Annotated in this window: 20 protein-coding genes; 13 read left to right on the top strand and 7 right to left on the bottom strand. The window is 63.9% G+C overall.

Going from position 1 to position 24,763, the window contains the following annotated elements; translation table 11 throughout:
* Positions 1-22 precede the first annotated feature (22 nt).
* The 3 genes from XF30_RS28530 to XF30_RS39960 are packed head-to-tail and all read left to right on the top strand — an operon-like array spanning position 23 to position 2,434.
* Positions 23-1,213: a dihydrodipicolinate synthase family protein gene (locus tag XF30_RS28530; RefSeq protein ID WP_036025824.1), complete on the top strand. Its 1,191-nt coding sequence runs from the start codon at positions 23-25 to the stop codon at positions 1,211-1,213.
* Positions 1,213-2,076: a sugar phosphate isomerase/epimerase family protein gene (locus XF30_RS28525; RefSeq protein WP_036025822.1), complete on the top strand. Its 864-nt coding sequence runs from the start codon at positions 1,213-1,215 to the stop codon at positions 2,074-2,076. Before XF30_RS28530 ends, XF30_RS28525 begins: the two co-directional genes overlap by 1 nt.
* Before the next feature lie 16 nt (positions 2,077-2,092).
* Positions 2,093-2,434: a hypothetical protein gene (locus XF30_RS39960; protein WP_338060660.1), complete on the top strand. Its 342-nt coding sequence runs from the start codon at positions 2,093-2,095 to the stop codon at positions 2,432-2,434.
* 200 nt (positions 2,435-2,634) lie between these two features.
* Here the strand turns inward: XF30_RS39960 and XF30_RS28515 are convergent, their stop codons facing one another.
* The 3 genes from XF30_RS28515 to XF30_RS28505 form a co-directional block, all read right to left on the bottom strand.
* Positions 2,635-6,006: an AAA family ATPase gene (locus XF30_RS28515; RefSeq protein ID WP_109144526.1), complete on the bottom strand. Its 3,372-nt coding sequence runs from the start codon at positions 6,004-6,006 to the stop codon at positions 2,635-2,637.
* A gap of 37 nt (positions 6,007-6,043) precedes the next feature.
* Positions 6,044-6,430 carry a YybH family protein gene (locus tag XF30_RS28510; protein ID WP_050995959.1) on the bottom strand — a complete coding sequence of 129 codons (387 nt, stop codon included), beginning with the start codon at positions 6,428-6,430 and terminating at the stop codon, positions 6,044-6,046.
* A gap of 99 nt (positions 6,431-6,529) precedes the next feature.
* Entirely contained in the window at positions 6,530-7,984 is a 1,455-nt protein-coding gene (locus XF30_RS28505; protein ID WP_244609037.1) for a Spy/CpxP family protein refolding chaperone, read from the bottom strand.
* A gap of 242 nt (positions 7,985-8,226) precedes the next feature.
* On the opposite strand from XF30_RS28505, the gene XF30_RS38265 reads away from it, so the two are divergent.
* Positions 8,227-8,400: a hypothetical protein gene (locus tag XF30_RS38265; RefSeq protein WP_158284420.1), complete on the top strand. Its 174-nt coding sequence runs from the start codon at positions 8,227-8,229 to the stop codon at positions 8,398-8,400.
* A 290-nt stretch (positions 8,401-8,690) separates the two neighbouring features.
* On the opposite strand, the gene rocD is transcribed toward XF30_RS38265, so the two are convergent.
* The gene (gene rocD, locus XF30_RS28500) at positions 8,691-9,905 is read right to left on the bottom strand and encodes an ornithine--oxo-acid transaminase (RefSeq protein ID WP_109144524.1); all 1,215 of its coding nucleotides are present in this window, start codon (positions 9,903-9,905) and stop codon (positions 8,691-8,693) included.
* Positions 9,906-10,136: 231 nt separating this feature from the next.
* Entirely contained in the window at positions 10,137-11,357 is a 1,221-nt protein-coding gene (locus tag XF30_RS28495; RefSeq protein WP_109144523.1) for a cytochrome P450, read from the bottom strand.
* A gap of 105 nt (positions 11,358-11,462) precedes the next feature.
* Between XF30_RS28495 and XF30_RS28490 the strand changes: the two genes are divergently transcribed.
* From XF30_RS28490 to cnbZ, 9 genes are all read left to right on the top strand, one after another.
* Entirely contained in the window at positions 11,463-12,005 is a 543-nt protein-coding gene (locus tag XF30_RS28490) for a phosphonopyruvate decarboxylase (protein ID WP_036004713.1), read from the top strand.
* A complete protein-coding gene (locus XF30_RS28485) occupies positions 12,002-12,592 on the top strand; it encodes a thiamine pyrophosphate-dependent enzyme (protein ID WP_109144521.1) in 591 nt (196 codons plus the stop codon). Before XF30_RS28490 ends, XF30_RS28485 begins: the two co-directional genes overlap by 4 nt.
* Positions 12,593-12,731: 139 nt before the next feature.
* Positions 12,732-13,433, top strand: a complete 702-nt coding sequence (locus XF30_RS28480; protein ID WP_109144520.1) for a TetR/AcrR family transcriptional regulator — start codon at positions 12,732-12,734, stop codon at positions 13,431-13,433.
* A gap of 1 nt (position 13,434) precedes the next feature.
* Complete coding sequence (locus tag XF30_RS28475; protein ID WP_036004727.1) at positions 13,435-14,628, top strand: efflux RND transporter periplasmic adaptor subunit; 1,194 nt, start codon at positions 13,435-13,437, stop codon at positions 14,626-14,628.
* Between the two features lie 68 nt (positions 14,629-14,696).
* On the top strand, positions 14,697-17,792 hold the full coding sequence (locus XF30_RS28470; RefSeq protein ID WP_036025801.1) for a MexW/MexI family multidrug efflux RND transporter permease subunit: 3,096 nt from the start codon (positions 14,697-14,699) through the stop codon (positions 17,790-17,792).
* A 131-nt stretch (positions 17,793-17,923) separates the two neighbouring features.
* Positions 17,924-20,518: an ATP-binding protein gene (locus XF30_RS28465; protein ID WP_109144519.1), complete on the top strand. Its 2,595-nt coding sequence runs from the start codon at positions 17,924-17,926 to the stop codon at positions 20,516-20,518.
* Positions 20,515-20,904, top strand: a complete 390-nt coding sequence (locus XF30_RS28460) for a response regulator (protein ID WP_025034870.1) — start codon at positions 20,515-20,517, stop codon at positions 20,902-20,904. Before XF30_RS28465 ends, XF30_RS28460 begins: the two co-directional genes overlap by 4 nt.
* Complete coding sequence (locus XF30_RS28455; RefSeq protein ID WP_036004735.1) at positions 20,901-22,151, top strand: adenylate/guanylate cyclase domain-containing protein; 1,251 nt, start codon at positions 20,901-20,903, stop codon at positions 22,149-22,151. Before XF30_RS28460 ends, XF30_RS28455 begins: the two co-directional genes overlap by 4 nt.
* Positions 22,152-22,160: 9 nt before the next feature.
* The gene (gene cnbZ / locus XF30_RS28450; RefSeq protein WP_036043114.1) at positions 22,161-22,907 is read left to right on the top strand and encodes a 2-amino-5-chloromuconate deaminase CnbZ; all 747 of its coding nucleotides are present in this window, start codon (positions 22,161-22,163) and stop codon (positions 22,905-22,907) included.
* A gap of 21 nt (positions 22,908-22,928) precedes the next feature.
* Here cnbZ and XF30_RS28445 read toward each other — a convergent pair whose 3' ends face one another.
* Positions 22,929-23,813: an ABC transporter permease gene (locus tag XF30_RS28445; RefSeq protein WP_109144518.1), complete on the bottom strand. Its 885-nt coding sequence runs from the start codon at positions 23,811-23,813 to the stop codon at positions 22,929-22,931.
* Between the two features lie 3 nt (positions 23,814-23,816).
* A complete protein-coding gene (locus tag XF30_RS28440; protein WP_025034874.1) occupies positions 23,817-24,758 on the bottom strand; it encodes an ABC transporter permease in 942 nt (313 codons plus the stop codon).
* Positions 24,759-24,763: the final 5 nt, after the last annotated feature.

Raw genomic sequence — 24,763 nt, 5'->3', positions numbered from 1 at the left:
CAATGACGGAGAGAGGACCAAAATGAACAAGCCCGTCCAACCAATGTCATCCCTGTCGCTGAAGCTGCCCAAAGCCGATCGCTCGATCGAGACCTATCGGCTCGCGGCCTCGCGCACGTTCCCCGCAAAGCTCGAGGGGCCGCTGAACCGCATCGCCTTCTCGGCCGTGCACACGGTCGCCGATCCCTTTGCCGACAACGATCCTTGGCTGTCGGCCGCCGTCGACTGGGACAAGACCATCGCCTTCCGCGAGCACGTCTGGGACCTCGGCCTCGGCGTTGCCGAAGCCATGGACACCGCGCAGCGCGGCATGGGGCTGGACTGGCCGACCTCGCTGGAGCTGATCACGCGCTCGGTCGCCGCCGCCAAGCGGCGCAATGCGCTGGTGTTCTCCGGTGCAGGCACCGATCATCTCGCGGTCGAGGACGCTGGGAGCCTCGACGACGTGATCCGCGCCTATGAAGAGCAGATCTCGGCGGTGGAGAAAGTCGGCGGCCGCATCATCCTGATGGCCTCGCGGGCCCTGACAAAACTCGGTCGCAATGCCGACGATTACGCCAAAGTCTATGACCGCGTGCTCTCGCAAGTCCGCGAGCCCGTTATCATCCACTGGCTCGGCGACATGTTCGATCCGGCGCTGGCGGGCTATTGGGGCACGAGGGATCTCGACAAGGCCATGGACATTGCCGTCGCCATCATCAACGGCAATGCCGCCAAGGTCGACGGCGTCAAGGTCTCGCTGCTCGACAAGCAGCGCGAGATCGACATGCGCCGGCGTCTGGACAAGCGGATCAAGATGTATACCGGCGACGATTTCAACTACGCGGAGCTGATCGCCGGCGATAGCGAAGGTTTTTCACACGCGTTGCTCGGCATCTTCGATGCCATCGCGCCGGCGGCGTCCTACGCGCTGTCGCGGCTGGCGGCAGGCGACGAGGCCGGCTTCCACGACGTGCTTGGCCCGACGGTCCCGCTGTCGCGTCACATCTTCAAGGCGCCGACGCGGTTCTACAAGACCGGCGTCGTGTTCATGGCCTATCTCAACGGACACCAGGATCACTTCACCATGGTCGGCGGACAGGAGAGCACGCGGTCCACGCTGCATTTGGCCGAACTGTTCCGTCTCGCTGACAAGGCCGGCCTGCTCGCCAACCCTGAACTCGCGACGCAACGGATGAAAACCGTGCTCGCCACCCACGGTATCGAATCCTGATGCGCGATTTTTCGTCCGACCACCGCTGGCTGTCGCTGAACACGGCGACCGTCCGCAAGCAGGGTGACCTCGTCGCCATCATCGAGGCCTGCGCGAAGCACGGCATCCGAGCCATCGATCCCTGGCGCGACCAGGTCGCGAACGTCGGTCTCGACCGCGTCGCGCGCGCGGTGCGCGAGGCTGGCCTTGATCTCTCAGGCTATTGCCGCGGCGGCATGTTCACCTCGGACGCCTCGCGCCGGGGCGAGGTGCGCGACGACAACCGCCGCTGCGTCGACGAAGCCAAGGCGCTGGGCGCGCCCTGCATCGTCCTCGTCGTCGGGGGCCTGCCGCAATATTCGCGGCCGGGAAGCGAGGCCTCGAAGGACATCGCGGCGGCCCGTGGACAGGTCGAGGAAGCGCTTGCCGAGATGCTCGACTACGCCAAACAGGCAAAGCTGCCGCTGGCGATCGAGCCGCTGCATCCGGCCTATGCGGCCGACCGCGCCTGCGTGAACACGACCAAACAGGCACTCGACATCTGCGACCGGCTCGACCCCGGCCGCACCGGCATGCTCGGCGTCGCGCTCGACGTCTATCACATCTGGTGGGACCCGGAGCTGATGGACCAGATCGCACGCGCCGGCCGGGACCGCCTGCTGGCGTTCCATGTCTGCGACTGGCTGGTGCCGACCAGGGACATCCTCAACGACCGCGGCATGATGGGCGACGGCGTCATCGACATCAAATCGGTGCGTGCAGCGGTCGAAGCGCAGGGCTTTGCCGGCTATTCCGAGATCGAGATCTTCTCCAACGAATGGTGGGGCAAGCCGATGGACGAGGTGCTGAAGACCTGCATCCAGCGACATCGGACGGTGGTGTAGTTGCCTCGAGTGTCTCGTGAAAAGTCAGACGATTGCGCTATCATCGATTTTACCGTCGAATCCCGGACTATCACTCGTCAATTCGATCTGCGAAGCTCTGCCGACACAAATGCGCTTGCGACCAAGCAGGCGCGGAGGGAGGTTCGCGGTGGAGAAAGTGCGACGCTTGCGTGCGATGAGCTCACTGTGCCGTCAACAGGCCGCGTACAACAGCATGAACAAATGGAAGCTGCTCGCAGAGGCAGAATACTGGGATCATCTGGCTGACCTCGAGCTATCTTCCCATTTTCAACAATGCAACGCCATCGTCTTGAATGAGGTAGAGCAGCCTCAAGCGATCGCAGATGCGAAGTGCTGAGCGGAAGACGATTTCCGCCGCGTGAGGACAGAAAGGCCTGTACTCATAAAAGGAAGGGTCGGGCTGATCGTCCAGAGCAGCACTGCTTGTGACCCACAGCGGAATTGCCTCGTGTTCAGATCCAATAACGCAAGTAGAGGGTTGCCGTATCACCCGTGCGCTCGCTGTACGGCAACGTCTGAAGCTTGAAAAGCGCGCGATCATGATCGGGAAAGCTCCTCCATGAGCGCCTTGGCGGAACGAAGGTCCGGCGTTTCGAAGCCTTCCGTAAACCAGCCGTAAACCGAGCCAAGAAGGCACCGCGCGTCGGCTATCCTACCCTGGTCGCGCCAAAGCCGAGCCAAACTCATTGCGGCACGTAATTCAAAGGACTTTGCGCTCTGGCTTTGGGCGACCTTGAGTGCAGTTTGCAAATACCCCTCGACCTCGTCAGCTGGAGCACCACGAATCCGGTGCAGTTCGCCATCGATGCATGCAAGTTCTGCCTCCCACATATGCTCGTCACTGCGCGCGGCAAGGACCTTTGCTTCGGCAAGGGCAGCGACGCCGTTGTCGTGGTCACCTAAGTGGAGGTAGGTGGCCGCGAGCATCCATAAGTACCGAACCTGGTACCAACTGGCTCCGAGCCTGTTCCGCTCGTTCAGACTGAGGCGCATGAGCGCCAGGCCGCCCTCCACGTTGCCCTCTTGGGCCATGGCCCAGCCCCGCAGGATGAGGCCGCTCTCGCGCCAATAGTTCAAGCTGTTCTGATCGGCGAGATCGATGATGGACTCGGCGTGCGCTTTGACGGCCGCCACGTCACCCATTAGCTCCGCAGTGGCCGCCCCGCCATAGACCTGCACATGCGCGGTAAGGTTCGTCTGATTCAACTCCATTGCGTATTGGGATGCGGCACGGCTAGTCCGCTGAGCCTGTTCGGGGTAACCCAGAACCCAAAGCACAATCGCCAAGTAGGGTAGCGCCGAGGCCTTTGGGTCATGTACGTAGTGCACAGGTGGCGGCCGATGCGCCTCCGGCTGATAGCGACTCAAGATCGTTTCGAACTCCGAGCGTGCGGTCAGAAACTCACCGGCATGCATGGCGGTTAGCGCGGCCAGACGATGCACAGCTAGTTCCAGCGCTGTGTCACTGGTGCGCTCGGCGGCGCGCTGGGCCTCGGCAACGAGGCTCTGCATGGCAGCAAAGTCGCCGCGCACGAAGTGGAAAATGAATTTGCCGCTAAGGGTGGAAAACAAGGCGCACGTGTCGTCGAGTTCATAGCAGAGCGCATGAGCCCTGCTGAAGGCTGTGCCAAGCTGCGGAGCCGTGTATCCGTGAATGGCAATCAGTGGACCTCCGATTGCTGTTTGCAGAGCGAGCTCCTGGCGATCGCGCTCCGGCCCTTGTGGATTGGACCTGAGTGCCTCCAGCCCCCTTGTGAGATGAGTGATCGCTTCGAGATTTGCGGAACGCCCAGCCGCAATGCGGCCGGCCCGCAGCCAATAGTCCACCGCCTTTCCTGCCAGTCCACCCTCGGTGAGATGCAGAGCGATCGTCTCCGGCTCCGCCTCCGCACGGGCAGGGTAATGTTGTTCGAGAGCTGCAGCTATGCGGGCATGGATCTGCTGCCGCTTGCTCTTTAGAAGACTCTCGTGCGCGATGTCCTGCACCAGCGCATGTTTGAAGCTGTAGCCAACATTCGGAGGTACGCCACGACGGAATATCAGTTCCGCGGCCAATAGGTCATTGAGAGCATGCTGGAGCGCGTGCTCGTCGAGCGCCGTTACAAGGCGCAGAAGATCGTGTCCGAGTTCGCGTCCGATGCAAGCTGCAATCTGGGCAACTTCCTTGACCGGCGCCAATCGATCAAGCCGGGCCATCAAGGAGTCCTGCAGCGTCGTCGGGATCGCCAGCGGCGGTAATGGGCCGATCAGCTCATAACGGCTGCCGTGGTCTTTGAGCAGCCCGGATTCGACGACGGCTTTGGTGAGCTCCTCGACGAACAACGGCACGCCGTCGGTCTTGGCCAGAATCTGCTCAAGCACCTCCTGAGGGAGTGTTTTGCCGCCCGTGATCCGGTCAACGACTGCCGCCCCTTGCCGACGTCCCAGCCGGCTTAGAAAGAGCGCTGTCACATGTCCATGACCCGTCCAGCGCGGAATGAACTCGGGCCGGAAGGTAACGATCATCAAAATTGGAAGTCGCTGCACCTCGTCGACGAGCCGATCGAGGAATTCGAGCATAGTAGGGTCCGCCCAATGGACGTCCTCGTAGACGGCAAGCACTGGCTGTCTTGCCGCTAAGCCTTGTATCTGTTCCAGAAGGGCCTGGAAGGTTCGCTCCTTCTTCTGGTGCGGACTGAGTGCGAGAGGCGGGTATCTCTCCCCGGTCGGGATTGCCAAGAGATCCGCGAGAACCGGCGCGCTCTCATGCACATTGTCCGCACCAAGCGCGAGCATGGCCTCGAGTTTATCGAGCTGTTCGTCGGAAGCGTCCTCCCGCCGTATTGCCGCTGCTCGTTCAAGGAGGCCAACGACGGGATACAATGCGGTGTTGGTATGAAATGGTGAACAGAAATGGCTCAGTGGCGTGTGCGGCACACGTGCGACTTGGTCGCGTAAGGCTCGCACGAGCCGCGACTTGCCAATGCCGGCTTCGCCGCCGAGCAGGACGATCTGTCCTTCCCGCTCCTTTGCCTGCTCCCAGCGGTCCAAGAGCAACGCAAGTTCTTCATTCCGTCCGACCAGTGCGGTCGTTGCCATGCCGTGCTGGGCCTCGAACCTGCTCTCTGCTGCGCCTTCACCAATGACCAGCCACGCCTGCACCAATTCCGGGAACCCCTTGAGAGGCACTCTGCCGAGGTCGTGGTATGTGAAAGCTTCTCCGAGTAGGCGGCGCGTTGACTCGGCAATCACCACGTCACTGGGCTCGGCCAAACCCTGCAGTCGGGCTGCTAAGTTTGGTGTTTCGCCGATGACTGCGCGCTCGCGAGCCTCTCCCTCGCCAATCAACTCGCCGACGACGACGAGACCCGTTGCGATGCCGACGCGAGCGGCGAGCGCTGCACCACTGGGTTCGGTAAGCGATGCGACCGCCTTGGTCACCCGAAGCCCAGCGCGAACGGCGCGCTCCGCCTCATCTTCGTGCGCCCGCGGCCAGCCGAAATAAGCGAGTACGCCATCGCCCAAGAACTTGGCTATGTGGCCTTCGAATCGGTCGATCTCGCCGACCACGGTGTTGTGGTAGGCCTGCAAGAGGTCACGCAGCTCCTCGGGATCGCGCCCTGAAGCAAGTGCAGTCGAGCCGACCAGGTCGACGAACATGACCGTGAGCTGTCGACGCTCCGCGTCCGAAGGGATCGATGGCTTCACGTAGCCGGTAGGGCGATTGGCCTCGACCGCCACCGGGGTGATCGGTGGAGCGAGTGCATGGATTGCTCTTAGCACAGCCTTGCGCGGGCCGAGTGGCAAGCCAAGCTCCCGCAGGTCGGCTTCGGTCAGTTCTGGCAAAATTTCGGACGTGATTTCAGCGTCACAAAAGGTCTTTATGTAGCGCTCCAGCCCGAGACCGCGAAGCCATTGCGCGATATCCACGAGAAGCCTCCTCGTGCCGGATCAGGCGACGGTCAGCTCAATTGAAAGTATGCAACTTCAGCTTCAGCGAACCATCTTCCTGTCGCTCAAACACGTGGGTTGCGATGCCGCCTGCAGGTTGGCGGGTGCCATCCGGTGTCTTACCGTTGGCGCTCCAATGGGCCGTGCCGTAGACGATCTTCTCATCTCCACCGGTGTCGATGACGACCAACCTGTGATCGGTGAATCCGCTTGAAAACAGCCCAGCAAAGAAGCTCTCGATCTCTGTCGGACCGGATATCACTTGATGCGTCGGCGGCAACAATTTGGCGTCTGGCACGTAAGTCGCCGCGATAGCCCTGGCATCTGCTTTGTTGAATGCTGAATCCCACGCGGCGTACGCCGCAGCAATGTCGTGTTTTATGGAGGAAGCTAAGGCTGTCATGATCCCTCCCTCAATCGCGGGCTTGCTTTCGTTGGAGAACGATTACGTCACCTGACGTCGTTCGACCGCTGCAAATTGCAACGAGGGAACGCGACGCCCTCATTGGGCTGCGAACTGTTGCAGCCTGTTGAAGCGCGCCTTCTGCTCGCTGCTCAGCGTGGCATAGAACTCGTCCAGGGCGGGTTCGACCAGCTTGGCGGCCGTCAGCATGGCCTCGAGCCGATGCTGCATCGTCTCCAGCCGTCCGACAGGTGTCAGCGGCGCATCGTTCGGACAGGCCGCCTGTAGACCCTCAACGCCCTTCGCCGTCGCTTCGCTGAGGCGGTCGAGCGCCTCCTTCTGCTTGCCGGCTGGGTGGAGCACAGCCTCGATCCTCTGGATCGGCAACTGCGTCAGCCCGGACTTCGGATCGCCACAGCCCTCGCTACTCGCGTCCTGCTGCTGCGGCGAGCGCTCGCCGACATTGGGGCCAAGCGCGTTGAAGCGGGCCTGCTGCTCGTCACTGAGCGAGTTGTAGAAATTCTCCAGTGCCGGTCGAACGATCTTGACGGCTTCAAGCGTCGCGCTGATGCGGTTCATCATCGCGCGCAAGCGGCCAGGGGGAGTCAGTGCATAAGTCTCCGCGCAGGAATCCTTGAACACACCGGCAGCGTTGGCCGCCGCCGTCTTCAGCTCGTCCAGCAATGCGCGTTGCTCCGGCGTCGGCCGCACCGCCTGTGCGATATCGGCAAGCGGCCAGGCGGTCACGCCCTTGTCCGGCGTGGCACACAATTGCTGAAGCGTCTGCGGGCTCACGCTGGCACGCTGGCGCGCGCGGTAGCCGCCGCGGGCTTGAGGGTAGTCATACGAGTTGGTGCTGGCATAAGCGGAGTAGGGGCCGTCACCGCCCCAGAACACGGTGTCGACGAAGTCGTCATAGGCGTACGCCCAATATCCGGGCTCGTAGCCATAGGACCAGAATGTGTAGTTGAAGATGTCGGAATAGGCGTAAGGCCAGAACACGGGCCCAAGCCAAGCCACGAACACCGCGGGATGACGGTGACGCCAGGCCTGCCGGGGTGCCCAGCCGCTTTGGCGCGTGACGAGAGCCGCTTGGGTCAGCGCAGTGGACTGCTCGCGGAAGCGTTCCGCAAACCGTCCGCGCTCGGCGGCCTGCGCAGCGGCTGCAAGTGCCGGAGCGCGCTCCGCCGGAGCCTGCAGCCCAAGCCGCTGCTGGCGCGCCAGGTCAATTTGCTGCGCGCGCTGCTCTCGGCCAAGCAAGCGGTTTTGCGCCTGGAGCATTCGCTGCTGCGCCCGTTGCGCTTGCACGCCTTCGGGCTTTTGCGACTGCAATTGCTGCACCCGCTGCTGCAGGCGTTCGATGCGGGCCTGGCGCTCCGTCGTCTGGCGCGACAGCATGTCGCGCTGCCGCTGCTCGACGTGCTGCGAGCGCTGTTGCACGCGTTGCTCGCGCTCAAGAAGACGGCTCTGCGACTGCAGCAGCCGTTGCTGCTGTTGCTGCGCCCTTGCGCCTTCCGGTTTCTGCGATTGCAGTTGCTGCACGCGCTGCTGCAAGCGGTCGATGCGGTCTTGGCGTTCCGCGGATTGGCGCGAAAGCATCTCACGCGGCGGTCCCGAACGCTCGCTCACGGCCGGGGGTGCACTTGGGCGCGAAGGGGCGGCGATCTGCGGCGTCGGCCGCGGCGCCATGGCCGGACGTTGCGGCGCTGCCGGCGGGCGATGGATTTCGCGCCGGGGCGCTGCCACCTGCGGGGCGGCTCGGGGGGCACTGATTTGTGGGGTCGGACGCGGTGGCGGTGAGGCGATGTGGGGCGCCGGACGTGGCGCCATCGCCGGTCGCTGCGGCATGGCTGGCGGCGCGGCGGGACGCGCCATGGCTGGCGGAGCCGCCGGACGCGCCATGGCTGGCGGAGCGGCCGGACGTGCCATGGCTGGCGGTGCTGCTGGCGGTGCGGCTGGACGAGCCATAGCCGGTGGTGCTGCCGGTGGTGCTGCCGGGCGGGCCATGGCCGGTGGTGCTGATGGCGGCGCTGCGGCTGGTCCTGGTGGTCCTCCACCCCGTCCGTGTCCGAGAGGTCCCTGGGCTGGCGCGCTCGTCGTCAGCATCGAGACGCCAACCAAAACAGCCGTCAGGCAAACGCCACGCGGAAGCATGATCCTAGCTCCCAACTCGTAATCGCCCACGACTTTCAACGCACAGACTGTGGAATCGTTCGTCCTTGGTCACAGCCGGCATTGCGATCTTCCGACGCAGCCAGTCTCAAGAGAAATCCTGCGTCAGGATCGCGGCGAACCGCTCCAGCGCCCAGTCGACCTGGTCGCTTGTGATCACCAGCGGCGGGGCGATGCGGATCGTATGCTTATGGGTATCCTTGGCGAGGATGCCCTTGGCCTGGAGCGCCTCGCAATAGCGGCGTGCGCGCCCGGCCTCGGGATGCAGCTCGACCGCCAGCATCAGGCCGCGCCCGCGCACCTCGCGGATCGTATTGGCGCGAATGTCCTTCAAGCCCTCCAGAAAGCGCGCGCCTTGCCTCGCCGCGTTCTCGATCATGCCTTCCTCGACCAGCACGCGCATCGCCGCGCGGGCCACGGCGCAGGCAAGCGGGTTGCCGCCGAAGGTGGAGCCGTGCTGCCCGGGTCGCAATGTCCCGAGCACGTCGTTGTTCGAGAGCACGGCCGAGACCGGATAGAAGCCGCCGGACAGGGCCTTGCCGAGCAGCGTCACGTCCGCCTCAATTCCCTCGTGCTGTTCGGCGAGCAGCTTGCCGGTGCGACCGAGCCCGGTCTGGATCTCGTCGAGCACCAGCATCACGTTGTTGGCGGTGCAGAGCTCCCGGACCTCAGTGAAATAGCCGGCCGGAGGAATGACGACACCGGCTTCGCCCTGGATCGGCTCGACCAGAAAGGCGACCGTATTTGGGGTGATTGCTCCCGCAAGCGCCGCGGCGTCGCCGAACGGGATGACCTTGAAGCCCGGCGCGAACGGCCCGAAGTGTCCGCGTGTCTCGGGGTCGGTTGAAAAGCCGACGACGCCCAGCGTGCGTCCGTGGAAATTGTTGGCACAGACGATGATCTCGGCCTGGCCGTCCGGCACGCCCTTCACCTCGTAGCCCCATTTGCGGACCGACTTGATCGCGCTTTCCACCGCCTCGGCGCCGCTGTTCATCGGCAGCACCTTGTGGGAACCGGTGAGCGCGGCGATCTCCTCGTAGAACAAGGCGAGCTGGTCGTTGTGGAAGGCCCTCGAGGTGAGCGTCAACCTGTGCGCCTGTTCGACCATCGCCGCCAGGATCTTGGGGTGGCAGTGGCCCTGGCTGACCGCCGAATAGGCGGACAGGCAATCAAGGTACCGGTTGCCTTCGGTGTCCCAGACCCAGACACCTTCGCCGCGCGACAGGACGACCCCGATCGGCTCGTAATTATGGGCCCCGAAGCGCGCTTCTGTTGCTATGAAATCAATGACCGACGAGCTCATCTGCCGTCACTCCATTGCAGCGTGCGGGGGCGTCAATCGACTGCACCGGCGGGTCGCGCCCAAATGAATGTGGGTATCGGTTTGTCAGCTCGGAAGCCTTGATGCGCCGATGGCGCGGCGCGGCCTGATAGTCCCGAAATGTCAGGTGGTTCTGCCGGGCCACAGGGCACCGTTCCGCGACCCAGGCTCTACTGTGCATGGGGTTGTTTTCGCAGTTTGGTTGCCGGCCCCTCAGCCAAGCGCGCAGGGCACGCTCAAAAAGCCGCGGAACCGCACCCGTCCGCCGCGCACCGGCTGACCGCTGACGGCATAGTTCGGAAAGCGCGCCAGGAAGCGCGAGATCGCAATCGCCCCCTCCAGCCGCGCCAGCGCCATGCCTGCGCATTGATGCGCGCCGGTGGCGAAGGCGAGGTGCCGGTTCGGCGTGCGCGCGATATCGAAACGTTCGGGGTCGGGAAACTGCGCGGGGTCGCGATTGGCAGCCCCGATGCACAGCGTCACCGACGTGCCGGCATCGAGCATGACGCCGCCGAGCTCGACCTTCTCGGTGGTCATGCGGTTGCCGAGCTGGTTGGAGCTCTCGTAGCGCAACATCTCCTCGACCGCAGTCTTGATCATGTCCGGGTTCTCGATCAGGCGCTGCTTCTGGTCGGGATGGCGGTCGAGCGCCACGAGGCCGTTGCCGATCAGGTTGGTGGTGGTCTCGTGGCCGGCATTGAGCAGGAAGATGCAATTGTGCAGAAGCTCCTTCTCGGTCAGCCGCTCGCCGTTCTCTTCCCCCTGGATCAAACGCGTCAGCACGTCGCGCTCGGGATTGCCCGGCTTCGCGCGCCGCCGCGACACCAGCGTCTGCAGATAAGCGAGGAAGTCCGCCACCGCCTTGTTGCCGCGCGCAGCTACTTCGGGCGACACTACGGGTTCGAGAGCACCCAGGATCGCCAGCGACCAGTCGCGCAGCGGCCCGCGCTCCTCGTGAGGCACGTCGAGCAGGTTGCCGATCACCTCGATGGGAATCGAAGCGGCAAAATCCTCGATCAGTTCGCAAGCGCCCTTGGTTTCGATGGCATCGAGCAGGCCGTCGACCAGCTTGATCAGGTCCCCCTCCATGCTGGCGATCGCGCGCGGCGACAGCGCGCCCATGATCAGGCGGCGCACGCGGGTATGGGACGGTGGATCGTTGAAGACGAGGCTGGTGGTGTGATGCTCGTAGAGCAGGGTGTCGCCGTATTTCGGCGCGAACTCGCGCTTCTTGTCCGAGCTGAACGACTTGGTGTTCTTGTAGGTGGTGACGAGATCATCGTAGCGGGTCAGGAACACGGTGCCGTTGCGCAGGCGCTTGACCGGCTCGTTCTCCCGCAGTGCACGATAGGTCGGATAGGGGTTGTCGTAGAACTCCGGCGTCAGCTTCTCGAGGTCGAAGCTTGCGGCCAGCGCCTTCGCATCTGCGTTCATCCCGTTATACTCGCCGGTTAAAGCCGATATGCCGTTTTTGTTGTTCTGGTCGGCGCATGCATGCGTCTACAGTCTTCGCACACTGCTAGCCGACCGGACAGGAAAATGCACGCACGCGCTGACGCTGCCGACACGGCGCCGAACTGGCCCGACGATATTTTCGCGACCCTCCAGCGCTTCGACGTCCGGCAGGTGCCTTACGTTCCGGACGCCGGTCATTCCAAGCTGATCCAGCGCGTATTGGCCTCCTCCACCATGCGCGGCATTGCGCTGACGACGGAGGAGGAGGGCGTGGCGCTGCTCGCCGGCGCCTGGGCCGGCGGACAGCGCGGCGTGCTGCTGATGCAGTCGAGCGGCGTCGGCAATTGCATCAACATGCTGTCGCTGATCCCGATCCTGCGCTTTCCGTTCCTCACGCTCGTGACGATGCGCGGCGAGTGGGGCGAGTTCAATCCGTGGCAGGTGCCGATGGGCTCGACCACGCAAGGCGTGTTCGAGCTCTCCGGCGTCAAGGTGCTGCGCGCCTCGCACGCTGCCGAGGTGCCTGCCGTCTTGGAAGCGGCCGCGGCGCAGGCCTACAACGCGCTGACGCCAACCGCCGTCCTTCTGTCGCAGCGCCTGATCGGCGCCAAGGTTTTCACCAAATGAGCAAGGCCAATCTCCTCGACCGCCGGCAGGTGGTGTCCACGTTGCTGGCGAACCGCAAGAACGTCGTCGCGATCGGCGGCCTTGGCGCTTCCACCAACGACATGTGCGCCGCCGGCGACCACGCCCGCAACTTCTACCTCTGGGGCGGCATGGGCGGCGCCGCGATGATCGGGCTGGGTCTGGCGCTGGCGCAGCCGAAGCTGCCGGTATTGGTCATCACCGGCGACGGCGAGATGCTGATGGGCATGGGCAGCCTTGCCACCATCGGCCTGCAGAAGCCGGCCAACCTCTCGATCGCAGTGCTCGACAACGAGGCCTATGGCGAGACCGGCGGCCAGACCAGCCACACCTCCGCCGCCGCCGACCTCGTCGGCATCGCCAGGGCTTGCGGCATTAAGGACAGCCGGGCTGTCACGACCATGGCCGAAGTCGAAGCCTTCGCCAAAGCCGTCCACGACGTCTCTGCGGGTCCGCGCTTTGCCAATGTGAAGATCGACAGCGCCGGCCTGGAGCGGATTCTGCCGACGCGGGACGGGACCTACATCGTCAATCGGATCCGTGCTGACCTGGGCTTCCAGCCGATCTAGGCGGTCCGGCAATCCCTTGCTGAACGTCTGCACGCGGGCCGTGCAGGCTCGGCCAATTTCCATTGATTCTAGGTCGCACGCAGGTTGCGATGCAACATAGTGCTTGACTCCTGCGTGGGTGAGTGCTTACTCACCCAGCATGAGCTCATTGCGTATGACGAGCGACCTGAGGCGTCAATTGATCCTCGGCGCCGCAAAGCGCTGCTTTGCCCGACACGGCTATAACGGCACCACGACCAAGAGCGTGGCGGCCGCCGCTGCCATTTCTGAAGCGCTGCTGTTCAAGCATTTCCCGTCCAAGGCGGCGCTCTACGCCGAGATCCTCAGCGACGAATGCGAGGCGGATCCCGCTCTGACGGAGCTGCTCGAGCGCGAGCCGTCGACGGCTACGCTGGTCGAGGTGATCCGCGGCATGGTCGAACACTTCCTCCAGATCGCCGACGGTCCCGATCAGGAAGAGGCCCAGCGCCTGCGGCTAATGGCCACGAGCCATTTGGATGACGGCGAATTCGCCCGATTGCTGTATGCCAAGATCGAGACGCTGATCGGCGCTGTCTTCGTCGCCTCGCTCGAGCGTGCGGTTGCGAGCGGTGACGCGCGGCCCTGCGCTGGCGATCCGCTCAACCTGTTCTGGTTCGCGCATCATGCGGTGATGACCGCGGCGCTGACCAGGCTGCCGGCCACGCCCTGTCTTGCTTATGGCAGGGCGACCGACCTGGAGCGGCAGCTCTGTGAGTTTCTCCTGAGGGGTATCGGACTTAACGACGCCGCAATTGCTTCGCATCTGGGCCGCAATCAGGCCGCGGATGCGAACCGGGCGGCGATTGCAGAAAGTGCATGACATGAACATCGTGGCCGAAAACAAGATTTCGGGGCAACCGATCGACAACAAGGCTCCCAAGCGTCCGGTCCGGCCAGTGCGCTGGTTCATCATCGTTGGCACGCTTCTGGCCGTGCTCGTCGGAGGGCTCGTCTGGTTCAATTACTTCCGCGGCCAGATGATCAAGCAATTCTTCGCCAACAACAAGCCGCCGCCGACCGCTGTCAGCGCGGCCGAGGCGAAGTCCGAGGTGGTGCCGAACCTGCTCACCGCGGTCGGCAGCCTCGTCGCCGTGCATCAGGTCGACGTCAGCGCCGACGTCAACGGCCGTGTCACCGCGATCAAGTTCGAGCCGGGCACGCGCGTCGAGGCCGGCACGCCGCTGGTGCAACTGTTCGACGCGCCCGAGCAGGGCGATCTCGCCAATTACAAGGCGCAAGCGACCGTCGCGCAGCTGTCGCTTGAACGCGCCAAGCAGCTGGCCTCGCGCCAGTTCGGTCCGCAGGCGACCGTCGATACCGCGCAGGCTGCCTATGACCAGGCCCAGGCGGGCATCGCCAAGACCGAGGCGTTGATCTCGCAGAAGCTGGTGCGCGCGCCGTTCGCCGGCGATCTCGGCATGCGCAAGGTCGAGGTCGGCCAGTATCTGACCGCCGGCACGGCGATCGTGTCGCTGACCGATCTGTCCGAGCTGTGGGCCAACTTCACGGTGACGGAAAAGGATTCCGGCAGCCTCAAGGTCGGCCAGGTCGTGCGGTTGAAGGTCGACGCCTATCCGGGCCGCACCTTCGAGGGCAAGATCACCACGATCGAGCCCCAGATCTCGACCGATACTCGCAACATCCGCGTGCAGGCCACGATTGCCAATCCGGAGAAGATCCTGAAGCCCGGCATGTTTGTCACCACGACCGTGGTGCTGCCGGAAAAGCCGGCCGTGATCACGGTGCCTGAAACGGCAGTCGATTACACGCTGTACGGCGACTCGGTGTTCGTGATCACCGAGAAGAAGGAAGAAGACGGCAAGACCAGCCTGTCGGCGGTGCGCACCTTCGTGCAGACCGGCAACCGGGTCGAGGGTCGCGTCGAAATCGTCAAGGGCCTGAAGGTAGGCGACAAGGTCGTCGCTCTCGGCCAGCTCAAGCTGCAATCAGGCGCGCCGGTATCGATCTCGACCGATCCGGCCCCGCAGATCCCGGCGCAGCCGCCGCGCTACTGACAATATCCTCGCGTGATCCGGCCCGGCCGGATCACGCGTCTTGAAAAAAGAAATCGAGATCGCCCGCGATGGCCTTTACCGACATTTTCATCAAACGACCGGTCCTGTCGGTCGTCGTCAGCCTGCTGATCCTGCTGATCGGCCTGCGCGCGGCAATGGTGCTGCCGATCCGGCAATATCCGAAGCTGTCGAATACGGTCATCAACATCACGACCGTCTATCCCGGCGCGTCCGCAGACCTGATCCAGGGCTTCATCACCACGCCGATCGAGCAGGCGGTCGCGTCCGCCGAAGGCGTCGACTACATCACCTCGTCCTCGGTGCTCGGCACCTCGACGATCCAGGTCTACATCAAGCTGAATTTCGATCCGAACCAGGCGCTCACCGAGGTGTTGGCGAAGACCAATTCAGTGAAGTACCTGATTCCGAAGGAATCCAACGACCCGATCGTCACCAAGACCACCGGCCAGACCACGGCCGTGATGTATCTCGGCTTCTCCTCGGACGAGCTGTCCGGCTCGGCCATCTCCGACTATCTGACGCGTGTGGTGCAGCCGGTGCTGTCGACCGTCGACGGCGTCGCCTCAGCCGACATTTTGGGCGGCCAGACCTTTGCGATGCGGCTGTGGCTCGATCCCGTGAAGATGGCGGGCCGCAACGTATCGCCGGCTGACGTTGCGGCGGCGATCCAGGCCAACAACTTCCAGTCCGCGGCCGGCCAGACCAAGGGCTATCTGATCGTCTCGAACGTCTCGACCAACACGGGCCTGACCAACGTCGATCAGTTCAAGAAGATGATCGTCAAGGCCAAGGACGGCGGCTTCGTGCGGATGGAGGACATCGCCACCGTCGAGCTTGCAGCCCAGAGCACGGATGCCAGCGTCGCCTTTAACGGCGAGCGCGCGATCTTCATTGGCGTGCAGGCGACGCCACAGGGTAATCCGCTGACGCTGGTCAAGGGTGTGCGCGCGCTGTTCCCCGAGCTCGAACGCAACCTCCCGCCCTCGATGAAGATGAAGGTCGCCTACGACTCGACCAAGTTCATCCAATCTTCGATCGACGAGGTGCGGAATACATTGGGCGAAGCCGTCATCATCGTGATCGTGGTCATTTTCCTGTTCCTGGCCTCGCTGCGCTCCGTCATCATTCCCGTCGTCACCATTCCGTTGTCGATGATCGGCGTCTGCACGATGATGCTGGCGCTGGGCTTCAGCTTCAACCTGCTGACCCTGCTCGCGATGGTCCTGGCGATCGGCCTCGTCGTCGACGATGCCATCGTCGTGGTGGAGAACATCCATCGCCATCTGGAGGAGGGCAAGACGCCGGTCCAGGCCTCGCTACAAGGCGCGCGCGAAATCGTCGGGCCGGTCATCTCCATGACCATCACGCTCGCCGCCGTGTACGCGCCGATCGGGTTCCTCGGTGGCCTCACCGGATCGCTGTTCCGCGAATTTGCCTTTACCCTCGCAGGCTCGGTCATCGTATCAGGCGTGATCGCGCTGACGCTGTCGCCCATGATGTGCTCGGTGCTGCTGAAGAACACCGAAGAGGGCCGCTTCGCCAAGTTGGTGAACCGGGTGTTCGGCGCCATGACGCGGTGGTATGGCCGCAAGCTCGACCGCTCGCTCGACTACAAGGCCATCACCGGCCTGTTCGCCGTGACGATCCTGGGACTCGTCGGCTTCCTCTACATGAACACTTCGAAGGAGCTGGCGCCCGAGGAAGATCAGGGCATCGTGTTCGCGGTGACCAAGGCGCCGAAATACGCCAACATCGACTATGTCGATTTCTACGGCGAGAAGCTCGACAAGGAATTCCAGAAATTCCCCGAGACCGATCTGCGTTTCGTACTGAACGGCATCAACGGCCCGCAAGGCGGCATTGCCGGCATGCTCTTGAAGCCCTGGGACGAGCGCACACGCTCGTCGATCGCCTTGAAGCCGCTGGTGCAGGCCGAGCTCTCCAAGATCGAGGGCGTGCAGGCGTTCGCGTTCAACCTGCCGCCATTGCCGGGCGGACCCGGCGGTCTGCCGATCCAGATGGTGATCAATTCCACGGCCAGCTTCCAGACCGTCTATGAGCAGATGGAGAAGCTGAAGGAGGCTGCACGCAAGAGCGGCATGTTCATCGTCTCCGATAGCGACCTCGCCTACAACCAGCCGAACGTCGAGGTGACGATCGACCGCACCAAGGCTCAGGACCTCGGCGTCAACATGCAGAACCTCGGCTCGACGCTCGCGGTGCTGCTCGGCGGCAATTACATCAACCGGTTCAACCTCGAGGGCCGCTCCTATCAGGTGATTCCGCAGGTGCCGCGCGGCAAGCGGCTGTCCCCGGAATCGCTCGGTGGCTACTATGTGACGACCAACACCGGGCAGCAGCTTCCGTTGTCGACCGTGGTCTCGATCAGGACCAAGACCGATCCGAATTCGCTGACGCACTACAACCAGCTCAATTCGGCGACGTTCTCCGCCGTGCCGATGCCCGGCGTGACCGTCGGCGCTGCGGTCGACTTCCTCGAAGGCGAGGCCAAGAAGCTGCCGCAAGGCTTCAGCCACGACTATCTGGCTGACTCCCGGCAATACGTGCAGGAAGGCAATCAGCTTGCCATCACCTTCGGCTTCGCGCTGATCATCATCTTCCTGGTGCTGGCGGCCCAGTTCGAGAGCTTGCGCGACCCGCTGGTTATCATGATCTCGGTGCCGATGGCGATCGTCGGTGCGCTGATCCCGCTGTTCTTCGGCATGGCGACCATAAACATCTACACCCAGGTCGGTCTGCTCACCCTGGTCGGCCTGATCACCAAGCACGGCATCCTGATGGTGGAGTTCGCCAACGAGCTCCAGGTTAACGAGCGGCTCGACCGCCGCTCGGCCATCGAGATGTCGGCCCGCATCCGTCTGCGGCCGATCCTGATGACCACGGCCGCGATGGTGACCGGCCTGATCCCGCTCCTGACCGCGACCGGCGCGGGCGCGGCCAGCCGCTTCTCGATCGGTCTCGTTGTCGTCGCCGGCATGTCGATCGGCACGCTGTTCACGCTGTTCGTGCTGCCGGCAGTCTATGTGGTGCTGGCGACCGACCATCGCGCGGCGGCCGATTCGGAGCGGAACAAGCAGATCGGCGAGCTGGACCTCGATTCAAAGGCGCTACGGCCGACCTGAGGCCGCTGGCAGGTTAGTCCCGAAAGGGCGGCAGCGGTGATCCGCTGCCGCCCTTTTTCGTTGGGTCTCGGGCGAGCTCCTCGCCGCGCTTGCGAGAGACAAGGTCCGGTCTTCTTGCTAGGTTCCGTGGAATGAGCCTGTCCCTCCACCCCGATACACCTCGAGCCGGGACATTGCCGAGCGCGGCCCCAGGCGAGGTCGCCTCCGGCGACACGGCGGGGCGCGGAATCCGGACCCGGCTCTTCGCCAAATACGTCGCGCTTTTCGTGGCGGTCGTGGCCATTGCGCTGCTCGCCAATGGCCTGTTCGAGGTCTACTTCTATTATCGCGAGCACAAGGCCGCTCTGATCCGGGTCCAGCACGAGCAGGCCGAGGCGGCCGCTGCCAAGATCGGCCGGTTCGTCAAGGAGATCGAGAGCCAGCTCGGCTGGACCACGCAGCTGCCCTGGTCGGGCGGCTCGATCGAGCAGCGCCGGTTTGACGCGCTGCGCCTGTTGCGCCAGGTCCCTGCGATCACCGAGCTGGCCCAGGTGGATTCGACCGGCAAGGAGCGGCTGCGGGTCTCGCGGCTGGCGATGGACGCGCTCGACAGCGGGATCGACCTGTCGAGCGATCCGAAGTTCACCGAGGCGGTCGCGCGCAAGGTCTATTACGGGCCGGTCTATTTTCGCCGGGAGTCCGAGCCCTACATGACGCTGGCGCTTGCGGGCGCACGCAAGGATGCCGGCGTCAGCATCGCCGAGGTCAATCTCAAGCTGATCTGGGACGTCGTGTCCCAGATCAAGGTCGGCGAGCACGGCAACGCCTACGTGGTCGGCCCGGAGGGCCGCTTGATCGCGCATCCCGACATCAGTCTCGTGCTGCGCAACACCGACATGTCCGGCCTTGCGCAGGTACGGGCCGTGCAGGCCGGCGGCGCCATGCCTGACGTGCTTTCCGAGGCCCACAACATCCAGGGGCAGAAGGTGCTGACCGCATCGGCCCCGATCGAGCCGCTGCGCTGGACCATGTTCGTCGAGCTGCCGGTCGAGGAAGCCTATGCCGCGCTCTATGCTTCGCTGCAGCGCCTTGCAATCGTGCTGCTCGCGGCATCCATCTTCGCGGTGCTGGCCGGGATCTTCCTGGCGCGCCGCATGGTCGGGCCGATTCAGGCGCTGCGGAGCGGCGCGGAACGAATGGGCGGTGGTGATTTCTCCCAGCGCATCTCGATCAAGACCGGCGACGAGCTCGAAGGGCTCGCCGACCAGTTCAACGACATGGGCGCGCGCCTGCAGGAATCCTATGCGGACCTCGAGAACAAGGTCGAGAAGCGGACCGCCGAATTGCGGGAGTCGCTCGAGCAACAAACGGCGACGTCGGAGGTGCTCGAAGTCATTAGCTCCTCTCCGGGAGAGTTAGAGCCGGTGTTTCAGAAGATGTTGGAGAATGCTACCCGCGTCTGCGGTGCGAATTTCGGCACGATGAATCTGTGGGACGGCCAGAAATTCAACATCGTCACCGACTACAACATTCCGCCCGATTTCTCCGCTTTCCGTAAGCGGACTCCGATCTTCCCACATCCAGGAACGACGCTGGCTGCAATCATCGCGACGCATCAGCCCGCGCAGATCAATGACTTGAGGGAAAGTCCTGGGTACAAGGCCGGTGTTCCCTTTGTCGTCGGAATGGCCGACGTTGCCGGCGCCCGAACCCTTCTCTCCGTACCCATGCTGAAAGAGGATGATCTGATCGGCGCGATGACGATTTTTCGACAAGAGATTCGCGGCTTCACGGACAAACAAGTCGCGTTGGTGGAGAACTTTACCAAGCAAGCCGTCATCGCGATTGAGAATACGCGCCTGCTGAAGCAATTGCGCGAGCGTACGACCGAGCTATCGCAATCGCTCGACAATCTGCGCACCGCGCAGGACCGCCTGATTCAGACCGAAAAGCTCGCTTCCCTCGGCCAGCTCACCGCCGGCATCGCCCACGAGATCAAGAATCCGCTCAACTTCGTCAACAACTTCTCCGCGGTCTCGACCGAGCTGATCGACGAGCTCAACGAGATCCTGCAATCGGCCGCGCTCGACGGCAAGACGAAGAAGGAGGTCGACGAGCTGACCGGCATGCTCAGGGCCAATCTCGAGAAGGTGGTGCAGCACGGCAAGCGCGCCGATTCCATCGTCAGGAACATGCTGCTGCATTCGCGTCAGGGGTCCGGTGAGCATCGTGCCGTCGACATCAATGCGGTGGTCGAGGAGAGCCTCAATCTCGCCTATCACGGCGCGCGCGCCGAAAGGCCTGCCTTCAACGTCACGCTCCAGCGCGATTTCGACCCGGATACCGGCATGATCGAGGTGTATCCGCAGGAGATCACGCGCGTTTTGCTGAACCTGATCTCGAACGGCTTCTATGCCGCGGCCAAGCGCAAGGAGAGCGAGGGCGATGCATTCGGGCCCACCTTGCGCGCGGCAACGAAGAATCTCGGCGACAGGGTCCAGATCCGGATTCGCGACAACGGCACCGGGATTCCAGCCGAGGTGAAGGAAAAGATGTTCAATCCCTTCTTCACCACCAAGCCGGCCGGCGAGGGCACGGGACTCGGCCTTTCAATGAGCCACGACATCGTGGTGAAACAACACGGCGGCACGATCGACGTGGACACCACACAAGGCGTATTCACCGAGTTCATCATCACGCTGCCGCGGACGATGGCAGCGGGCCACACTTCCGGAGGAAAGTCTTGAACGTTTACATCCTGGTCGTCGATGACGAGCCCGACGTCGAGGCACTGTTTCGGCAGCAGTTCCGGCGCGACCTGCGCGCCGGCCGGTTTCAGATGGAGTTTGCCCTCTCGGCCCCCGAGGCGCTCGAGCGCGCCGCCGAAGTCCGTGATCCCTCGCTGATCCTGATCCTGTCGGACATCAACATGCCCGGCATGAGCGGGCTCGACATGCTGCCGAAGGTGCGTGCCGCGCATCCCGATGTTCCCGTCATCATGATCACGGCCTATGGCGATGCGGAGACGCGCCGCAAGGCGATCGAACGGGGCGCCGTCGGGCTCCTCACCAAGCCGATCGACTTTGCGCTGCTGCGGCAGGAGATCGACACGAGGCTCGAGCAAGCCGCATGACTGCGACCATCCTCTTCGTCGACGACGAGCCGGATCTCGAGGCGCTGATCCTGCAGAAATTCCGCAGGCAGATCCGCGATGGGCAGCTCGCGCTGATCTTCGCGCGCGACGGCCTGGAGGCGCTGGAAGCGCTGGAGCAGAATCCGCATGTCGACATGGTGGTCTCCGATATCAACATGCCGCGAATGGACGGCCTGTCGCTACTCGCGAAGCTCCAGGAGGCCCAGGAGAAGAAGTCGACCATCATCGTCTCGGCCTACGGCGACATGAGCAACATCCGCACCGCCATGAACCGCGGTGCGTTCGACTTCCTGACCAAGCCGATCGACTTCGCCGACCTCGAAGCTACGATCGAGAAGACCGTCCGCCATGTGGAGATGCTGCGCGAGGTGCGGCGGCGCCAGATGGAAGCCGAGCGCGCCCATGCCTCGCTGTCGCGCTTCTTCTCGCCGGAGATTGCAAGGCGGCTGGCCGCGAACGTCGATGGCGACGGCATTGAGGTGCAGTGGCGCGATGTCGCCACCCTGTTCACCGATATTACAGGCTTCACCTCGCTGGTCGAGACCGCGCCTCCGCAGACCCTGGGCGAGCTCCTCAACGAATATGTCGGCGGCATGACCGAGATCGTCTTCGCCCATGAGGGGACGGTCGCCAAGATCATCGGCGATGCGATCCAGGTGCTGTTCAACGCCCCCGGCGACCAGCCGGACTATGCAACGCGCGCGGTCGCCTGTGCCCATGCTCTCGACGCCTGGGCGGAGGACTTTTCGGCGCGCTGGAAGGCAAGAGGCGTGAATTTCGGAGCTACCCGCATCGGCGCTCATGCCGGTCCGGCGCTGGTCGGCAATTTCGGCGGCAACCGTTTCTTCGACTACACGGCCTATGGCGACACCATCAATATTGCGGCCCGGCTTGAGGCGGCGAACAAGCACCTGGGAACGCGCATTTGCGTTAGTGCCAGCGTTGCGAATGGGGCCGAAAACTTTCGTGGCCGTCCCGTGGGCGACCTGATGCTGCGCGGACGCAGCGAGCCGCTGCGCGCATTCGAGCCGCTGCCGCAGGCGAGGTTCGAGGCGCCAGCGACGGCGCAATATGCCGAAGCGTTTGCCAAGATGGAGGCCGGCGATGCCGCGGCCATGCCGTCCTTCGCCGCGCTGGTCGGCATGCACGCCGACGATCCGCTGGCCGGATTTCACCTGAAGCGCCTGCTCAACGGCGCCAAGGGCACTCGCATGCAACTGGAATAGGAGTCCGTCATGACGCGCGAATTCTCGGCCGGCAACTATCGTTTCATCCCGTCCGTGTTCCAATATTCCGCCGGTGCTGCCGCGGATGAGGGCTACGAGATCGAGCGGGTCCGGTTCGACCGCCTGGTGCCGCTCGCGGAAGGGTTTGCGCTGGCCGCAAAGTTCATCCAGGAGGCGGGTCGTCCGCTGACGGCATTCTGCGCCTGCGAGCTGCGCTCGCCCGCGGCCTTCAGCGAAGAAGGCTTTCGCGCGTTCAATCTGCACTATGTGAAGACGCTGTCCGAATGGGGCATCTTCGACGGCACTACCAATCCGGTGGCGCGCAGCAATGTCTGCCCCGAGATCGATCCGCCGTCCGAACCGTCGTTCTATGCGTTCTCCTTCACGCGTCCGACGCGGTCAGATTTGCCGAGCTTCGTCATCGCCGGCGGCGCCGAGGCGCGCGAGGGCAGCGGCTCCTATGTCGAGCGCACGGTGCGCTACCGCGATCTCAGCCCGGAGGGGCTGCGCGAGAAGGTGCGCTTCACCACCACGTCGCAGATGGAAAACCGGATGGCAGCCTTCGGCTTCGGCTGGAAGGATACAACCGGGGTGCAGGCCTATTCCGTGCACGACTTTCACCATGCGCTGGTGGACGAACTGGTCCGTCGCGGCGCGCTCCGCTCCGGGCTGACCTGGCATTTCGCCCGTCCGCCGGTGGTCGATCTGGAATTCGAGATGGATTGCCGCCGCGTGCTGCGGGAAGTGGTGATTTGAGGTCCTCACCAAGAGGAATAATCAGCGCTGCCTTGGGTCGAGTGCGTCGCGCAGCCCGTCGCCGAGCAGGTTCAGCGACAGCACGACGAGGAAGATCGCAAGGCCCGGCCAGATTGCCATCCAGGGCGCCTGGGTCAGGAAGCGTTGTGCCGCGTTGAGCATGCTGCCCCAGGACGGCGCCGGCGGCTGCTGGCCGAGGCCGAGGAGGGAGAGGGCGGCCTCGGCGATGATGGCCGCAGCGATCGAGAGCGTCGCCTGTACCAGAAGCGAGGGGAGGATATTCGGCAGGATGTGCGAGAGCGCGATCCGCCACGGCGGATTGCCGAGTGCGCGCGCGGCCTCGACATAGTCTTCGGCTTTGACGACGAGCACCTGGCCGCGGGTCAGGCGGATGAAGATCGGCGTCGCCGAGATGCCGATCGCAATCATGGCATTGCCGAGGCTCGGGCCGAGGAACGCGGCGAGCGCGATCGCCAGGATCAGGAACGGGCAGGCCAGCATCGCATCGGTGATGCGGCTGATCAGCGCGTCGGTGAAGCCGCCGCGGTAGCCGGCGAGGAGACCGAGCGGCACGCCGATGCCGAGCGCGATCGCGACCGAGATCAGGCCTGCGAGCAGCGAGGCGCGCGCGCCGTAGACGACGCGGCTGAGGATGTCGCGGCCGAGCTCGTCGGTGCCGAACCAGTGGGCCGAGGTCGGCGGTTTGCGCACCAGGCTCCAGCTCGTCGCGATGGGATCATAGGGCACGATGAGCGGAGCGAGCACGGCAAGGGCGATGAACATCGTGAGCACGACGAGCCCGAACACCGCTGCCTTGCGCTTGAACAGCCGCCGACGCGCGCGGCGGGCCGGGCTATCCAGCTCGTCGGCTCGCGTGAGAGGGCTCGGCAGCGCGGCGTCGGTCATGGATCAGCCCCGGAGCCGCGGATTGACGAGGATGTAGGCGATGTCGGCCACCAGATTCAGCGTGATGTAGACCGTGGCCGTCACCAGGACGACGCCCTGCACCACGGCATAATCGCGGTTGAATACGGCATCCACGATCAGCTTGCCAAAGCCGGGAATGGAGAAGATCTGCTCGGTCAGGACCGCGCCGGAGAGCAGCGTACCGAGCTCGAGCGCGCCGAGCGTGATGACGGGGGTCAGCGCATTGCGCATGGCATGCTTGAGGATCACCGTGCGCTCCAACAGTCCTTTGGCGCGCGCGGTGCGCACGTAGTCGCTTTCCAGCACCTGAAGCATGGCGCTGCGCGTATGCCGCATCAGGATCGCGGCGATCGCATTGCCGAGCACGAAGGCCGGCATGATGGTGACGGCCAGGCTCGCGCGCCAGTTCTCGGTGAGCGGCACGTAGCCGGAAGCCGGCAGCCATCCAAGCTCGATCGAAAACAGGAAGATCAGCATGATCCCGAGCCAGAAGTTCGGCGTCGAGATGCCCCACAGCGCAAACAGGTTCGCGCCGTAGTCCCAGGCCGAACCTTTCTTCACGGCCGCGACGATGCCCGCGGGAATGCCGATCAGCAACGCGATCAGGATCGCCATCGAGCCGAGCTGCAGCGTCACCGGCAGCTTCTGTGCGATCAACTCGCGCACCGGCATCTTGTTGCGCAGCGACTCGCCGAAATCGCCAGAGAGCACGCCCTTGATCCAGTAGGCGTACTGCACCGGGACGGGCTGATCGAGCCGGTATTGGCGGCGGATCTGCTCGATAACGGCCGGGTCGCGCTCCTCGCCCGCCATCACCAGCGCGGGGTCACCCGGCAGCAATTGCTGCAGCGAGAAGATCAGCACCGAGACGAAGAACAGCGTCGGCACGATCTGCACAAGGCGGCGGGCGAGGAAGTTCAGCATCCTCG

It is taken from the genome of Bradyrhizobium sp. SUTN9-2, from assembly GCF_003122645.1.
GTDB classification, from domain to species: domain Bacteria; phylum Pseudomonadota; class Alphaproteobacteria; order Rhizobiales; family Xanthobacteraceae; genus Bradyrhizobium; species Bradyrhizobium yuanmingense.
This window is presented reverse-complemented; position numbering and strand designations above follow the sequence as displayed.

Coding starts and splice junctions, on each gene's coding strand:
- XF30_RS28530 (WP_036025824.1), top strand. CDS start 23: ATGAACAAGCCCGTCCAACCAATGTCATCCCTGTCGCTGAAGCTGCCC.
- XF30_RS28525 (WP_036025822.1), top strand. CDS start 1,213: ATGCGCGATTTTTCGTCCGACCACCGCTGGCTGTCGCTGAACACGGCG.
- XF30_RS28510 (WP_050995959.1), bottom strand. CDS start 6,430: ATGACAGCCTTAGCTTCCTCCATAAAACACGACATTGCTGCGGCGTAC.
- rocD (WP_109144524.1), bottom strand. CDS start 9,905: ATGAGCTCGTCGGTCATTGATTTCATAGCAACAGAAGCGCGCTTCGGG.
- XF30_RS28495 (WP_109144523.1), bottom strand. CDS start 11,357: ATGAACGCAGATGCGAAGGCGCTGGCCGCAAGCTTCGACCTCGAGAAG.
- XF30_RS28490 (WP_036004713.1), top strand. CDS start 11,463: ATGCACGCACGCGCTGACGCTGCCGACACGGCGCCGAACTGGCCCGAC.
- XF30_RS28485 (WP_109144521.1), top strand. CDS start 12,002: ATGAGCAAGGCCAATCTCCTCGACCGCCGGCAGGTGGTGTCCACGTTG.
- XF30_RS28480 (WP_109144520.1), top strand. CDS start 12,732: ATGAGCTCATTGCGTATGACGAGCGACCTGAGGCGTCAATTGATCCTC.
- XF30_RS28475 (WP_036004727.1), top strand. CDS start 13,435: ATGAACATCGTGGCCGAAAACAAGATTTCGGGGCAACCGATCGACAAC.
- XF30_RS28470 (WP_036025801.1), top strand. CDS start 14,697: ATGGCCTTTACCGACATTTTCATCAAACGACCGGTCCTGTCGGTCGTC.
- XF30_RS28465 (WP_109144519.1), top strand. CDS start 17,924: ATGAGCCTGTCCCTCCACCCCGATACACCTCGAGCCGGGACATTGCCG.
- XF30_RS28455 (WP_036004735.1), top strand. CDS start 20,901: ATGACTGCGACCATCCTCTTCGTCGACGACGAGCCGGATCTCGAGGCG.
- cnbZ (WP_036043114.1), top strand. CDS start 22,161: ATGACGCGCGAATTCTCGGCCGGCAACTATCGTTTCATCCCGTCCGTG.
- XF30_RS28445 (WP_109144518.1), bottom strand. CDS start 23,813: ATGACCGACGCCGCGCTGCCGAGCCCTCTCACGCGAGCCGACGAGCTG.
- XF30_RS28440 (WP_025034874.1), bottom strand. CDS start 24,758: ATGCTGAACTTCCTCGCCCGCCGCCTTGTGCAGATCGTGCCGACGCTG.